9 protein-coding genes and 2 rRNA genes are annotated in these 15638 nt (G+C 46.5%); 5 read left to right on the top strand and 6 right to left on the bottom strand.

The features are described 5' to 3' along the window. Positions 1 to 236: 236 nt before the first annotated feature. Entirely contained in the window at positions 237 to 1124 is an 888-nt protein-coding gene (locus BACSA_RS18400) for an MlaD family protein (RefSeq protein ID WP_013619522.1), read from the bottom strand. A gap of 7 nt (positions 1125 to 1131) precedes the next feature. After that, on the bottom strand, positions 1132 to 2292 hold the full coding sequence (locus tag BACSA_RS18395) for an N-acetylmuramoyl-L-alanine amidase family protein (RefSeq protein WP_013619521.1): 1161 nt from the start codon (positions 2290 to 2292) through the stop codon (positions 1132 to 1134). 160 nt (positions 2293 to 2452) lie between these two features. Between BACSA_RS18395 and BACSA_RS18390 the strand changes: the two genes are divergently transcribed. From BACSA_RS18390 to BACSA_RS18370, 5 genes are all read left to right on the top strand, one after another. After that, complete coding sequence (locus BACSA_RS18390; protein WP_013619520.1) at positions 2453 to 3424, top strand: bile acid:sodium symporter family protein; 972 nt, start codon at positions 2453 to 2455, stop codon at positions 3422 to 3424. A 4-nt stretch (positions 3425 to 3428) separates the two neighbouring features. Beyond that, positions 3429 to 4424, top strand: a complete 996-nt coding sequence (locus tag BACSA_RS18385; RefSeq protein ID WP_013619519.1) for an AI-2E family transporter — start codon at positions 3429 to 3431, stop codon at positions 4422 to 4424. Positions 4425 to 4481: 57 nt separating this feature from the next. Then, on the top strand, positions 4482 to 5663 hold the full coding sequence (locus BACSA_RS18380; RefSeq protein ID WP_013619518.1) for a C1 family peptidase: 1182 nt from the start codon (positions 4482 to 4484) through the stop codon (positions 5661 to 5663). 126 nt (positions 5664 to 5789) lie between these two features. Further along, positions 5790 to 6149: a hypothetical protein gene (locus tag BACSA_RS18375; RefSeq protein ID WP_013616650.1), complete on the top strand. Its 360-nt coding sequence runs from the start codon at positions 5790 to 5792 to the stop codon at positions 6147 to 6149. Then, positions 6098 to 7114, top strand: a complete 1017-nt coding sequence (locus BACSA_RS18370) for an IS3 family transposase (protein WP_316928574.1) — start codon at positions 6098 to 6100, stop codon at positions 7112 to 7114. Before BACSA_RS18375 ends, BACSA_RS18370 begins: the two co-directional genes overlap by 52 nt. Positions 7115 to 7648: 534 nt before the next feature. On the opposite strand, the gene glgP is transcribed toward BACSA_RS18370, so the two are convergent. The 4 genes from glgP to BACSA_RS18345 all read right to left on the bottom strand — a co-directional run bounded on the left by glgP (position 7649) and on the right by BACSA_RS18345 (position 15566). After that, entirely contained in the window at positions 7649 to 10216 is a 2568-nt protein-coding gene (gene glgP, locus BACSA_RS18360) for an alpha-glucan family phosphorylase (RefSeq protein ID WP_013619516.1), read from the bottom strand. A gap of 30 nt (positions 10217 to 10246) precedes the next feature. Further along, positions 10247 to 11911, bottom strand: a complete 1665-nt coding sequence (locus tag BACSA_RS18355) for a glycogen/starch synthase (RefSeq protein ID WP_013619515.1) — start codon at positions 11909 to 11911, stop codon at positions 10247 to 10249. A 593-nt stretch (positions 11912 to 12504) separates the two neighbouring features. Next, positions 12505 to 12613, bottom strand: a 5S ribosomal RNA gene (gene rrf, locus BACSA_RS18350). A 73-nt stretch (positions 12614 to 12686) separates the two neighbouring features. After that, positions 12687 to 15566: ribosomal RNA gene (locus tag BACSA_RS18345) — 23S ribosomal RNA — on the bottom strand. Between the last annotated feature and the right edge of the window lie 72 nt (positions 15567 to 15638).

The following is a 15638-nucleotide window of genomic DNA, read 5'->3' as shown; positions in this document are numbered from 1 at the left end:
TACATCTATTTTATAAGATATTGGTTTTCAATATATTGTTTTAAGCAGAAACACAACATCAATTTTATGAAATTTGCGAATTTAAAACCGCTTGAAATTCAATACATTATTATCACACCAATTACCTGCCGAGACACAAATGCTTTGATATTCTCGTATTGAATATCAAAGCATTAGCATATACAAAAGCATTCGCTTTTCCTTACATACTATTTAGACAATTTCTATATAAGACATTATTTATCTTTCTTACCGAACAAAGAAAAATGTACGTAACGTTTTGGATGCGCTTTCAAATCCTCAAGCAGGCTTGCCGCATTGGCAGAAGTAGCATTCAGGTTTTTATAAAGAGAAGAGTCGTTCATCAACAATCCCAATGTATTGTCTTTCCGGTTCAACTTGTCAGTCAGCAGATGCACATTCGCCAAGGTTGAATCAACTTTTGCAATCGTAGAAGCATAGTCTACATCTTTCAGGTTATTGCTGATTACCTGCAAATTGGAAACCGTAGCATTAACATTGTCAAGCAATTGCGGAACGTCGGTATCCATCAGTTTATTCAGTTGCCGCCCAGTAGCATTCAGCGATGCCGTCAGTTGCTCAGCATTATGCAAGGTATTCGCCAAAGAAGGATCGGCAAGCAACTTGTTTAACGAACCTAATATAGAATCCATTTTAGGCAACATCCGTTGTATCTGAGGCAACAGATCTTTCTCAGCCGCTCCCATAATGCCATTGTTGGCAACCCCTGGAATGGTATCGTTTTCGCCATAATATTCCATATTCTGAAGATTAAGCAACAAATTCATCTTAACAGTACCCAGCATTTCTGTCACCAGTTCTGCACGGCTTCCTTTAGGCACCTTCATGTGCTGGTCCAACTCAATACCCACAAGCACATGCCCCGGTTTCTGGTAATTATACCGAAGATCTCGGACTATGCCAACCTTGAATCCGTTGGCAAATACCGGACTCGACTCAGGAAGCCCATTTACATTCTCAAACTCCACCAAATAATAACTTTCGGGCTTGAACATGTTGATTCCCTTCAGGTAATGAATGCCGCAAAACAAAATAATCAGTGCTGCAATTCCTGCCAAACCTATTTTAAACTCCTTTTTCATACCGTTCTTATCTATTTTGTTTAAATTCTTTTATTGCTTGGTTTATATTCATTTTCTCGCCATTCTTGAACGCGATGATGAAAGCATCCTTGAACTTGGCATCCACTTTCGAACGCTTCAAGCGAAGTATCCGGTTATAATCGGTACTCTCGCCATACGTATATTTATAAATGCCGCCTTCTTTGTACCAGCCTACCGGAGCCAAGCCTTTAAACAAACGGCTTTTCACCGGAAGCACACGATCAGAAGTCAGTATCTGTATTTTGAAAACAGGCTGGACAGACTGAGCCTTCGCCTGTGGTTTCTTATCCTCAGACCGTTCGGATACAGGCGGCTCTTCCTTTTTCGTTTCAACAACATTGCCCGATTCGATGACATTGCCTTGCTTTCCTTCCTGCTTATACGTCAAAAATGCCTGATAGATACTCTTCGCCAAAGCCGAACTTCCGGACTCGGAAAGCAAATACTGTTCCTCGGAAGGATTGGTGATATACCCCAGCTCTATCAACACACTCGGCATCGAAGTTTCACGCAACACCAAAAAACCTGCCTGATGTACACCTTTATCCACCCGGCGGGCACTCTGACGGAACTGTTTCTGCACTAACCGGGCGAAGCTTACACTTTGCGCCATGTATTTATCCTGCAAGAACTCGAAAATAATGTAACTCTCCGATGAATTCGGATTAAACCCGGCATAGCGTTGCTGGTAATCATCTTCTATCAAAATAACAGCATTTTCTTTCTTAGCCACTTCCAGGTTATCTTCCGTCCGGTGAAGCCCTAACGTATAAGTCTCAGTACCCTGCACCCGGCTATTACGGGAAGCGAGCGAATTGGTATGAATCGATATAAACAAGTCAGCTTTTGCCGCATTGGCTATTTCGGCACGCCTATGAAGAGGGACAAATATATCCTTCTTACGCGTATAAACCACTTTCGCGTCTTTACAATTCCCTTCAATCAGCTTGCCCAATTTCAGAGCCACACTTAAATTGATATTCTTTTCCCGTCCACGCCGACCGATTGCACCCGGATCATTACCTCCATGACCGGCATCAATAACTACCGTAAACAATTTATCTGAAGCACCTGCCGGCAACGTTCCCAACAAGAACGATAAAAAGACACAGGAAACGAATACTATGTAAAATTTATACCTTTTCATATTATCAGTCCGATGCAAAGGTAATAGTTTTTTGCCTTTTCCACCTTATCCCATGAAAGAAATCTATAATTTAAAGGAGAAAGTCTATAAAAACAGAAAAAAATGCGACCGTTTTTCACTTTTTCCTTATTTTTGCGCCATGAATAAGAGAGCACAGTCTATGTTACAGTTTATAAAAAATTGGACATTGCCTTTAGCCATGCTGGCAGGCATCATCGGATATTTCTGTTTTGCATATTTCGATTTTCTTGCCCCGCTAAAACCCTTTGTCAAGGCTCAGGTATCGTGGCTAACCCCTTTCCTGATTTTTTCGCAATTATTACTTACTTTTTGCAAAGTAGAGATAAAGGATTTGTCACCTCGGCGTTGGACCTACCAGTTATTACTAATCCAACTGATATCCTGCCTGTTCATTGCGGGTACCTTACTGCTTTTCAAATCAGGGAATTACTGGAAAATAGCGTTAGAAGGTGCCATGGTATGTCTTATCTGTCCTACCGCGACTGCAGCCGCGGTCATCACAGGAAAATTAGGAGGAAGCGCCGCTTCGCTTACCACTTACACATTAATGTCAAACTTATTGGCGGCAATCGTCGTCCCGTTGGTATTCCCATTGGTAGAACCTTCTGATTTTTCTTTTGGAATGTCGTTTCTGAAAATATTAGGAAAAGTATTCCCGCTTTTGCTGTTCCCTTTCTTTATTGCCCTGTTTTTACGGAAATACTTTCCTCCGGTACATCGTTTTCTGACAGGACTTAAAGATATGGCATTTTATCTGTGGGCTGTCGCTTTGACCATCGCCATGGGCGAAACCATGAAATCGATTGTAGAAGGCAATATATCGATAGGCGAAGAATGCATGATAGCCGGTTTAGCATTGGTAATCTGCTGCCTACAGTTCTGGTGCGGAAAAAGCATCGGAGGAAAACATAACGACCGGATTAGCGGAGGGCAAGCATTAGGACAGAAAAATACCATCCTCGCTATCTGGATGGCCACAACCTACTTGAATCCGGTTACAGCCATCGCTCCGGGAAGTTACGTGGCATGGCAAAACATTATCAACAGCTGGCAACTCTGGAAAAAACGAAAGAAAGAAGAAACAACATTATCCGATAACCCTAATATATAAAAGCATGAAAGAAACATATTGGAAATACTCGCTTATCATTCTGATTGTAGGCTTAGGAATCCTCTTGTTCCGTCAAGCCCAACCCTATATGAACGGCATACTGGGCGGATTTACCCTCTATCTGCTTTTACGCGGATTTACAAACTGGCTGAAATCAAAAATCAAGCCATTGGTTGCCGTATGGATTGTCACCATCGGAACGACCTTATTTATCTTGATTCCTCTTTCACTTTTCAGCTGGGCAGTAGTCAATCAAATATCCAATCTGCACTTTGACACCGCTGATATCATCCGCCCTGCCCAACAAATGATAGACATCATCGAGAAACGTACCGGCTTCGACGTTTTGTCGGAAAAAAACTTGTCGTTCATCATCACACAAGCCTCCTCTATCGGGCACTCTATCATGACGGGAGTGAGCGATCTTATCATCAATCTGGCTGTAGCCATTATGCTTTTGTTCTTCATGTTATGGGAAGGAGACAAAATGGAGCAATTCATTTCCGAACTGCTTCCTTTCGAAGAAAACAACAAGCGCGAAGTGCTCCAGAAAATCCAGCTCATTGTCCGCTCCAATGCCATCGGAATCCCTCTCCTAGCCATCATTCAAGGATTTATCTCATTGTTCGGCTATTTGCTTTGCCATGCACCGAACCCGGTTCTCACGGCAATGCTTACCGGTTTCGCCTCCATCGTCCCTCTGGTAGGAACGGCTCTGGTATGGGTTCCGGTCACCGCTTATTTCTTCATCATCGGCGATTGGGTACACGGACTGATACTGCTTGCCTACGGAGGCATCATCATCTCACAATGCGATAATCTCATCCGGTTCATCCTGCAAAAGAAAATGGCAAACATCCATCCGCTGATTACAATCTTCGGCGTGGTGGCAGGACTTCCCATCTTCGGCTTTATGGGCATCATTTTCGGACCGTTGCTGGTATCACTCTTCCTGCTGTTCCTCGACATGTTCCGAAAAGAATACCTTACGAACAATTGACAATGGACAACTAATAACAGATATCAGTAACTCAAAAACTTAAAAACTCAAGAACTCATGAAACTGAGACATTATGTATGGGCAGCCTTCGCGCTTGCCACCCTGCCGGTAATGGCAGAAGAGAAAGATGGATACAAGTTCAACACCGTAGTCCAGCAAAAGACAACCCCCGTAAAAGACCAGGCAATAAGCGGTACATGCTGGTGCTTCGCCACCACCTCGTTCATCGAATCGGAACTGCTGCGCCAAGGCAAAGGAGAATACGATCTCTCAGAAATGTTCATCGTGCGCCAGAAATACCTGAATCAGATGGCCGACAACTTCCTGCGCCACGGCAAGGGTAACGTAGGGCAAGGAAGCATCACCACCAGTTGGATGACTGCATTCAACCAAGTAGGTATCGTGCCCGAAGAAGTCTATACAGGCATTAACTACGACTCACCGGTACACAACCACTCCGAACTTGCCGGATACGTGGAAGCCCTCTCTGCAGAAGCAGTCAAACAAAGCAAGAACAGCCCCCAATACCAGCAGCTTGCCAATAGCCTGTTCGATATCTACTTCGGCAAACTCCCCGAAAAATTCACGTATAAAGGCAAAGAATACACCCCTGAAAGCTTTGCAGAAAGTCTGGACATCGACACCGACGACTATATCCCGCTCACCAGCTTCACCCACAAGCCCTATTACAAAGCATTCGAAGTGGAAATCCCCGACAACTGGGAGCACCAACGCATGTACAACCTTCCTCTGGATGAACTGATAAGCACAATGGACACGGCATTGGAAAACGGATACACCCTGTGCTGGGACGGTGACGTAAGCGAACCTGGGTTCTCGTTCAACAACGGAGTGGCAATCAATCCCGACGTAGAGAATGCCGACCTGTATAAAGACAGCGACCGTGCACGCTGGGGACAACTGAGCACAAAAGACCGGCTTGCCGAAGTATTCCATTTTAAGCGTCCGTATCCGGAAGTGAACGTCACTCCCGAAATCCGCCAGCAAGGCTACGAATCTGGAAAAACCACCGATGATCACCTGATGCACATCACCGGTATTGCAACCGACCAAAACGGCACCCGCTACTACATCACCAAGAACTCATGGGCAGCCGACGGGAACCGTTTCGGAGGATACCTGAACATGTCGGAAAGCTATGTCCGTGCCAAAACCATCTACATCCTGGTTCACAAAGATGCCCTCTCCCAAGAACTGAAGAAAAAGCTGGAACTATAATCAATAGCCTATGCGGGAATGTGCCAATGCGTTAATACAAACTCAATCAATTGGATGGATTTATTCCCGAATCCGAATGGCTGTCTTATTTTAGAAAAGGTTGACTCATAAATCAGAGTCAAGAAAATGAAAAAAGAAGAAAGTTTTGTGCACGATCATTCTTGCATCCGTGCAGTAGAGATTTACCGTTTGTGTAAAGTTGAGGGGTTGGACAATTCCGCCTTAATGAAAAAATTCGGCATAAGCCGTACGACTTTGTATCGTATATTGTCTACCTTTGAGCGTGAAAACCCTCAAATAGCAGAACAGATGAAACGTCAAGGAAAAGATGTGACTCCGGAAGATTACAAGCGTCTTCAGAATGAACTGGCCCGTTTGAAGAAAGAGCTTGAACGGGAACGCCTCCGCGCCGACTTCTATGAAGAGATGGTCGCATTCGGGGAGGAAGTATACGGCATACGGCTAAAAAAAGCTGGCACCAAGTAGCATGTAGGCTGCACGTCCGGGACAAGCGTCTTTACGGCATTGCCCCGATGTGCCGTCTGCTTGGTGTAAGCAAACAGGCCTACTACAAGCATGAGGACAAGCTTTTGCACCGCCTGGCGCTGGAATCTTTCGTTGTGGACTACGTCAGAGAGGTCCGCCGCAAGGATCCGGGCATAGGAGGAGGCAAGTTGTGGCAGATGTACAACCGCCGTTTCGGCACAGCCTGGCACGTGGGCTTCAACCGTTTTTATGCGATAATGGAACGCCACGGGCTTAAGCTCCGCCGCCGTAAGCGTCGTGCCGTGACGACCGATTCGCGCCACGGGCTTCCGGTCTATCCGAACCTGGTGAAAGCGCTGATACCCGATGCGCCCTGCCAGCTGATAGTGAGCGACATCACCTACATCGTATGCTGGACGGATCCGTTGACGGGGGAATACACGTTCTGCTACCTTTCGCTCATAACCGATTATTACACAAAGGAAATCGTGGGCTATAGCGTGGGCGAGACATTGGACTCCCGCTATCCCCTTGAAGCGCTGGAAATGGCCTTGCGGCACTATGGGGACAGGGACTTGAGCGGCCTGATCCACCATTCGGACCGGGGCGTGCAATATGCCAGTTACGAGTACACGCGGCGTTTGAAGGAACGTCAGATCCGCATCAGCATGACCGAAAGCGGCAATCCGAAAGACAACGCGGTGGCCGAACGGGTGAACAACACGGTCAAGAATGAGCTGCTCGGCGGCATGACGTTCCTGAACATCACTCAGGTAAGGGAGGCGGTGAAGGAGGCGGTGGACTTCTATAACAACGAACGTCCCCACTGGAGCCTGGACGGCATGACGCCGGCCGAAGCCTCCCGGTGCAAGGGGGAGCTGAAGAAGAAGTGGACCAGTTTCCGGGAGAGGGCCATAAAAGGACAAAGCCGCCCACAGACCGGAAGCCGGCCGGCCTCCGGATGAAACTTACGTTTTTACCTTGTTATAGAGAGGAAGATGAAAATAAAAGCTTATCTTTGCCTCGAAAACGGAAAGGTAAACCCTTTTCATGAAAAAACGGCCACAGGGTTAACCCTGTGCATGAATAGTAATAATACGAGTCAACCCGTACTACGAATAAGACTTAAAGTAGTCAACCTTTTCTACAAAGCTACAGGCTTTCTTCTTTCAATAGCTCTGATTTTACGTTCCACGGGCTGGAACGTATATTCCACGCCATGGAACGTATATTCCAGCCCATGGAATGTACATTCCACGCCGTGGAATATAAAAATCAATATGCTGCTCACATATTGGATACCGGCCGAAAACAGAAACTTGATTATCTGCAAGCACAATATCACTGTTTTTACCCTTAAACAGAAAACTGCCAAAAACTGTTTTCGAGGATGCCTTTCTGATTTTACGAAGATGATAAGCAGGCTATCTGACCAAAAAAGCCGGTTGACTCTTCATTGAATCAACCGGCTTTTATAAAACATCACTTATATCAGTGGATTATTCATTAAACCAGCGCACATAGCAGAAGTCCTGACGGTGAGGCAGGTCAACGTGCTTCGGATACATGCGGTATGCTACCTTGAAACTTCCGGCATTCGACATGCTGTATTCCATCTTGAATGTATACAAATTGCCTTCACGTTTTACCAGTTCCATCGGCACTACACTATAAATATATTCCTTTCCTTCAGCATTCTTGTAAGTAACCACCATTTCGATTCCCACTGCATCATCAAGTCCTTTTTCGTCTACAACGCAAGTAATGGTATAATCCTTACCGCTTTCTACATTGCCTTGACGAAGTTCTTCGCACTTGTCCATCGATACAACCTGAATAGAATCCCATTTTGCGGCAACTTCTTCTTTCCAAGCAGCCAATGCTTTCACTTTCGCATAATTGTCTGCTTCCAAAGCATGGAAACGTTCAGCTTCTTTTCCATAGAATTTAGCGTAATAGTCATCCAACTGACGCTTCATCGTATAGTGCGGAGCAATCTGAGCAATCGAATTTTTGATTGTTCTAACCCAACCTTCAGAATATCCCTTCTTATTACGGGCGTAATACAACGGCAAGATCTCAGTTTCCAGCAAACTATAAATTGTAGCAGCGTCCAACTGATCCTGATACTCCTGATTCTGGTACGTACGTTTTTCAGTTAAAGCCCATCCGGCACCTTCACGGTATCCTTCAAGCCACCAACCGTCCAATACAGAGAAGTTTACAACACCATTCATCAAAGCTTTTTCACCTGATGTACCAGATGCTTCCAGCGGACGGGTCGGCGTATTCATCCAGATATCTACGCCCGATACCAAACGGCGTGCCAGTTTCATATCGTAATCTTGCAAGAAAATAATCTTACCCAAGAATTCCGGACGGTTTGAAATTTCAATAATACGCTTGATCAGCCCTTGGCCGGCACCGTCATGCGGGTGAGCTTTTCCAGCAAACAAGAACTGCACCGGATAGTCTGGATTATTAACAATCTTAGATAAGCGGTCCAAATCGCTGAACAACAAATGTGCACGTTTGTATGTAGCAAAACGACGCGCAAAACCGATAGTCAAAGCGTTCGGATTAATCTTGTCAAGCAAAGAAACAATCAAAGCCGGATTACCCTGGTTCTTCAACCAATTCTTGCGGAATTGTTCCCGGATATAATCTATCAGCTTATTCTTCAATGCCAAGCGGGTTTTCCAAATTTCTTCATCAGGCACATTATAAATAGCTTCCCAAATATTCGGATTTGACTGATCTTTCAAAAAGTTCTGGTCGAAGTATTTGTTATACAATTTCTTCCATTCAGAAGCGCACCAAGTCGGGAAATGCACGCCATTAGTAACATAGCCCACATGATTCTCTTCTGGGAAATATCCCTTCCAAATGCCTGAGAACATTTCCTGAGACACCTTTCCATGCAACCAGCTTACACCATTCACTTCCTGGCAAGTATTGCATGCAAACGTAGACATACAAAAACGTTCATTATGGTCACCCGGGTTGATACGGCCCAAATCCATCAACTCATCCCAAGTGATACCCATGCGTTGCGGATAACCGCCCATATATTTACCAAACAGACCTTCATCGAAATAGTCATGACCGGCAGGTACCGGAGTATGCACCGTATAAAGAGAAGAAGCACGTACTACTTCTAACGCTTCATCAAAAGTCATTCCGCTTTCTACATAATCGCACAAACGCTGAACATTACACAAAGCAGCATGTCCCTCATTGCAGTGATATACATCTTTCTTGATGCCTAATTTCTTCAGCAACAATACGCCTCCAATACCCAAAAGAATTTCTTGTTTCAAACGGTTTTCCCAATCACCGCCATACAATTGATAAGTAATCGAACGGTCGAATTCACTGTTCATCTCATTATCAGTATCAAGCAAATACAAAGGGACACGTCCTACGTTCACTCTCCATACGCATGCGTGAACATAGTAATTCAAATATGGAACATCCAAAACCAAAGGCTTTCCTTCTGCATCTACTACACGTTCCAAAGGCAGGCTACCGAAATTCTGGGCTTCGTAATTAGCGATTTGCTGACCGTCCATCGACAATGTCTGTTTAAAATAGCCATAGCGGTACAAGAAACCGATACCGCACATATCTACATTGCTGTCCGATGCCTCTTTCAAGTAATCACCAGCCAAGATACCCAAACCTCCTGAATAGATTTTTAAAACATGAGTCAAACCATACTCCATACAGAAATAAGCGACAGAAGGACGCGAAGCGTCAGGCTTCTCGTTCATGTATGCCTCAAACTTGGAATAAACATCGTTGATTTTCTTAAGTGTGGCTTTATCAGCCGATAAATCTTCCAATTTTTCATAGCTTAAACGCTCTAGCAAAGCGACCGGATTCTGACCTACGGCTTTCCACAATTCCGGATCCAGTTCTTTAAACATCTCTGTAGCTTCATCATTCCAAGCCCACCAAATGTTGCGGGCCATCCTTTCCAACATCTTCAAAGGTTCCGGAATACGAGATTTTACATTAACCTCTCTCCAGGCTGGAGTGTTAGCATAATTAGTCTTGACTTTCATATTGTTTAAATTTAGTGTAAATGATTTCGGTTATTGTTTTTTCATACGTTTTTCCGCATTGCGCAAAGCAATGTCGTAAGCTTCATAATAATATTGTATAAAGTGTTTCCACAAGGCCTTTTCGGCAATTGATGCCGCATGTTCACGTATTTGAGTTATTTCTTGGTCAGATAAAGCAGAAAAATCAGAAACCGTATCCTTTATAGTATCCGCAACTTCCGAATAATTATAGTCTGTACGATGGATAACCTTCACACCGTCCTGCAAAGTGCCTTCATGTCCTGTAACCGAATTGACCCATAAGCCAAATCCCGCCAAATCAGTAGTTATGGTGGGCACATGAAACGCAACGCTTTCCAATGGTGTATAGCCCCACGGTTCATAATAAGAAGGATAGACACTTAAATCCATGCCAATTAACAAATCATAATAAGATTCGTTCAATATTCCGTCTTTCCCATCCAAATAGCAAGGAACAAAGATGACTTTCACTTTTGTATCCGCAGCATTCGACATGTTCAGGTATTTCAACATATCCAACACTTGGTCATGGGTCATATTATGCAACCAATGGGTAATAAAAGGAACTTTAAGTGGAGTAGTATAATTCTGATCGCTATTCATACGTTCCAGCAAATCTTCGCGGGCTTCTCCTACCCAACCTGGAACATTGATAAAGGCTAACACATTTTTTTTCAGATTTTTATCACGAGTCAATCGGTTCAGAGCTTCCAAATAGACATTAATTCCTTTATTCTTAAACTCATATCTGCCACTCGTACCGATAATCAGGGTATCATCGTCCAATTGAGTACCCAATAATTTATTTGCTATCCGCAACATGACCTCGCGAGCATGCTTGCGTTTGGAAGCAAAATCACTTTTCTCGGGAACAAAATCATCTTCAAAGCCATTCATCAGAACCACATCAGCCGATTTATCCAGCAATTCACGACATTCGTTATTGGTAATCTCACTTACCGTAGTAAAGCAATCCACATGATGGGCTGTTTGTTTTTCTATTGAATGTTTGGACTGCATATTCAATTCTTGTGCCATCTGATCGCCATTATAGGCAAATAAATAATCATACAGAGGCTTGTTGTTACCCGCAATCGAACGCCCTATCGAAGTAGCGTGTGTTGTAAAGACAGTAGCGATTTCAGGCACCTTTTTCTGTACATACAAAGCTCCCAGCCCAGTCATCCATTCATGAGCCTGATAAATCACCTTATCTTGAGCCGATAAATAATAACGATAGAAACTCTCTACCACCTTTCCAGCAGCATAAGAAAACATGGATGCCTCGTCATAATCACCATAAGCGTGCAAAGAGTCAACCTGATAATCTAGCCATGCCTGTGTGTAGATTTCATTTTTCTGATTGTAAAATGGAGAAAAATCCACTAAAATTGAAATTGGATGCCCAGGAATATTCCAACGTCCCACACGCACATCTAATCCTTCATTCTTCACATGCTCACGCCACAATCGCAATGCACTTTCATCTTCGGTAAACAAAGGATTCTCCTTACCTCTCCAAACATCCGGGCCGATAAAGAAAATTCGATCCGGAAATGCAGCTTGCAAGGTTTTTGCCCTTGTCGATAATACGGTGTAAATTCCACCGACCTTATTACATACTTCCCAACTTGACTCGAAAATGTAATCAGGTTTCAATAGCTGTTTCGTCATTATCTTTAATATTTTCTAAATCAGTGCGAAGTTACGAAAAAGAATTAAATCTACGAAGAAATCAAAACTTTTTTCAATTTACATCCTAAGAGAGAGATGAAAGCATATAGAATACATGTTACAATAATAGTCAATTGTAATCAAAAAGGAAAAAGAAGAAAGCCTAATAAGCGAACATTTGTCAAGACTAATTACGGCTTAACGGAAAATAGACATAAATATATGCGAACCTTAAAAATTCCCTCAATACAGATATACGAATAAAAAGAAGATATAGAATCTCATGCCTTTACATTTTTACAGAAATACAAAAAAACACGGATATCCATTGAGAAACTGTTTTGAATTTATCGTGTGCTGATTTGGGATGAGTTTTTGAGACACTCCGCTTGTGTGATGAAGAAGATAGCGGGTTGTCTGACGAAGAACAGAAGCAGAAAGGTCCCCCCAAATTGCCCCAAGCACACACGAAAACGTAAACATCAAGACGAGAAAATCTTTTTGGAGAAATTCAAAACAGGCTCTTACTTATTTCCTGCATCGCTGAACAAAAAATCCCCCTGGCAGCCCATCGGATGCCGGGGGGAGGGAAAAAACGGCGGCTACCTACTCTCCCGCTTGCGCAGTACCATCGGCGATGCGAAGCTTAACTGCTCTGTTCGGAATGGGAAGAGGTGGGACCTTCGCGCTATAGCCACCTGAATACGATCAAGTGCCATGACAAGCGACAAGCAATCCGGAAACAAGTGCCGGAAGCATACGGCCGCAAAACGCGGCGGGAAAGTTTCGGGCAATTAGTAACGCTCGGCTTTGGTGTCTCCACCTTTACACCTGCGTCCTATCGACGTCATAGTCTGTGACGGCCCTCAAGGAAATCTAATCTTGCGGACGGCTTCGCGCTTAGATGCTTTCAGCGCTTATCCGGTACAGACGCGGATACCCGGCGGTGCCCCTGGCGGGACAACCGGCAAACCGGAGGTCTGTCAAGCACGGTCCTCTCGTACTAGTGCCCGAGCCGCGCAGATTTCCCGCGCCCACGATAGATAGAGACCGAACTGTCTCACGACGTTCTGAACCCAGCTCGCGTGCCACTTTAATGGGCGAACAGCCCAACCCTTGGGACCTTCTCCAGCCCCAGGATGTGACGAGCCGACATCGAGGTGCCAAACCACTCCGTCGATATGAGCTCTTGGGAGGGATCAGCCTGTTATCCCCGGAGTACCTTTTATCCTTTGAGCGATGTCCCTTCCATGCGGAAACACCGGATCACTATGCTCTAGTTTCCTACCTGCTCGGCCTGTCGGCCTCCCAGTCAAGCGCCCTTCTGCCATTACACTCTGAGGACGGTTACCGATCGTCCTGAGGGCACCTTTAGAAGCCTCCGTTACGCTTTTGGAGGCGACCACCCCAGTCAAACTGCCCGCCAAGCAATGTCCTCCAACCCGGAGTTAGGACACAGACAAACGAAGGGCCGTATTTCAACGGCGGCTCCCCACAGGCTGGCGCCCGCGGCTCATTGCCTCCGGCCTATCCTACACAACGCGTGCCCACGTCCAATGCTAAGCTGCAGTAAAGGTTCACGGGGTCTTTTCGTCCCATCGCGGGTAATCGGCATCTTCACCGATACTACAATTTCACTGGGATCACGGTTGAGACAGCGTCCGGATCATTACACCATTCGTGCAGGTCGGAACTTACCCGACAAGGAATTTCGCTACCTTAGGACCGTTATAGTTACGGCCGCCGTTTACCGGGGCTTCAATTCAAGGCTTCTCTCGCGATGACCTCTCCTCTTAACCTTCCGGCACCGGGCAGGTGTCAGGCTGTATACGGCTTCTTTCGAATTAGCACAGCCCTGTGTTTTTGGTAAACAGTTGCCTGGACCGATTCTCTGCGCCCTCTCTTGCGAGGAGGGACCCTTTATCCCGAAGTTACAGGGTCAGTTTGCCTAGTTCCTTAACCGTGATTAACCCAAGCGCCTCAGTATATTCAACCCGACTACGTGTGTCCGTTTGCGGTACGGGTGCCGTCCGGCTGGAGTTTAGCGGTTTTTCTCGGCGGCATGGTTACCTGCGCTATCGGCTTGCCCCGGAGGGCGCGCCGTACTTTCAGGTTCGGATCTTCCCGTGGATTTGCCTGCGGGAATCGGCTCCTACACCCTTAAACCCCCTATTCCGTCAGGGGGCGGCAGTGTCACAGCCGCGTCACCGCGTCACACCGGACGCCAGTAACGGAATGTTGACCGTTTGTCCATCGGCCTCGCCGTGCGGCTGAGCCTTAGGCCCCCGACTTACCCTGATCCGATTAGCGTTGATCAGGAAACCTTAGTCTTTCGGCGAGGGGGCCTCTCACCCCCTTTATCGTTACTTATACCTACATTTGCTTTTCCATAAGCTCCAGCGCACCTTACGGAGCGCCTTCGGCGCCGATGGAATGCTCCCCTACCGATACTCTGTATCCCGCGGCTTCGGCGGGCGCCTTATACCCGATTATTATCCACGCCCGGCACCTCGACTAGTGAGCTGTTACGCGCTCTTTAAATGAATGGCTGCTTCCAAGCCAACATCCTAGCTGTCTCGGGGGCCGGACTTCGTTAGATTAACTCAGGCGCCACTCAGGGGCCTTAGCCGGCGGTCAGGATTCTTCTCCTCTCGGGCACGGACCTTAGCACCCGTGCCCTCACTCCCGCGGAACATGCGGCATGCATTCGGAGTTTGTCAGGACTTGGCAGGCGGTGAAGCCCCCGCATCCTATCAGTCGCTCTACCTCATGCCGAATTACCGCGAGGCTGCACCTAAATGCATTTCGGGGAGTACGAGCTATCTCCAAGTTTGATTGGCCTTTCACTCCTACCCTCGCCTCATCCGGAAGCTTTTCAACGCTTATCGGTGCGGACCTCCATCCGGCGTTACCCGGACTTCATCCTGGACAAGGGTAGATCACTTGGTTTCGCGTCTCCCCCGCATGACTTGACGCCCTTTTCAGACTCGCTTTCGCTCCGGCTCCGCGCCTTGTCGCGCTTAACCTCGCCAAGCAGGGGAACTCGTAGGTTCATTATGCAAAAGGCACGCCGTCACACTTGCGTGCTCCGACCGCTTGTAGGCGCACGGTTTCAGGGTCTCTTTCACTCTTCTGTCCGAAGTGCTTTTCACCTTTCCCTCACGGTACTGGTTCGCTATCGGTCTCTCGGGAGTATTTAGCCTTGCCGGATGGGCCCGGCAGATTCACGCAGGGTTCCACGTGCCCCGCGCTACTCAGGATGCCGCTACGCTTCACAAGGCTTCATGTACGCAGCTTTCATGCTCTACGGCCGCGCTTTCCAGCGCGTTCCATTCGCCTTGCTTCTTGCGGTGTCGCGGTCCTTCAACCCCGCGCGTGCCGTAACACGCGCGGTTTGGGCTCCTCCCCGTTCGCTCGCCGCTACTGGGGGAATCACTGTTGTTTTCTTTTCCTGCGGGTACTAAGATGTTTCAGTTCCCCGCGTTGGCCTCCCGCCTCAGGCGGGATGTCATGCCTTCAGCATGACGGGTTGTCCCATTCGGAGATCCGCGGATCAAGGGCCATGTGCGCCTCCCCGCGGCTTTTCGCAGCTTGTCACGTCCTTCATCGTCTCCGAGAGCCAAGGCATCCGCCGTGCGCCCTTATCTACTTACGCCGCCGCTCGCTCTTCCTTCCGGAAGAGAGCGGGCATATACCTCTGGCTGATGCTTGCAGAATAGCCTGCAAG

Source organism: Phocaeicola salanitronis DSM 18170, from assembly GCF_000190575.1.
Classification (GTDB): Bacteria; Bacteroidota; Bacteroidia; order Bacteroidales; family Bacteroidaceae; genus Phocaeicola; species Phocaeicola salanitronis.
The sequence above is the reverse complement of the archived record's forward strand: the minus strand, read 5'-3'. Positions and strand labels throughout refer to the sequence as shown.

Excerpts from the sequence above, each read along its gene's own strand:
- BACSA_RS18375 (WP_013616650.1), top strand. The coding sequence starts at position 5,790 with ATGAAAAAAGAAGAAAGTTTTGTGCACGATCATTCTTGCATCCGTGCA.
- BACSA_RS18390 (WP_013619520.1), top strand. The coding sequence starts at position 2,453 with ATGTTACAGTTTATAAAAAATTGGACATTGCCTTTAGCCATGCTGGCA.
- BACSA_RS18380 (WP_013619518.1), top strand. The coding sequence starts at position 4,482 with ATGAAACTGAGACATTATGTATGGGCAGCCTTCGCGCTTGCCACCCTG.
- BACSA_RS18395 (WP_013619521.1), bottom strand. The coding sequence starts at position 2,292 with ATGAAAAGGTATAAATTTTACATAGTATTCGTTTCCTGTGTCTTTTTA.
- BACSA_RS18400 (WP_013619522.1), bottom strand. The coding sequence starts at position 1,124 with ATGAAAAAGGAGTTTAAAATAGGTTTGGCAGGAATTGCAGCACTGATT.
- BACSA_RS18385 (WP_013619519.1), top strand. The coding sequence starts at position 3,429 with ATGAAAGAAACATATTGGAAATACTCGCTTATCATTCTGATTGTAGGC.
- BACSA_RS18355 (WP_013619515.1), bottom strand. The coding sequence starts at position 11,911 with ATGACGAAACAGCTATTGAAACCTGATTACATTTTCGAGTCAAGTTGG.
- glgP (WP_013619516.1), bottom strand. The coding sequence starts at position 10,216 with ATGAAAGTCAAGACTAATTATGCTAACACTCCAGCCTGGAGAGAGGTT.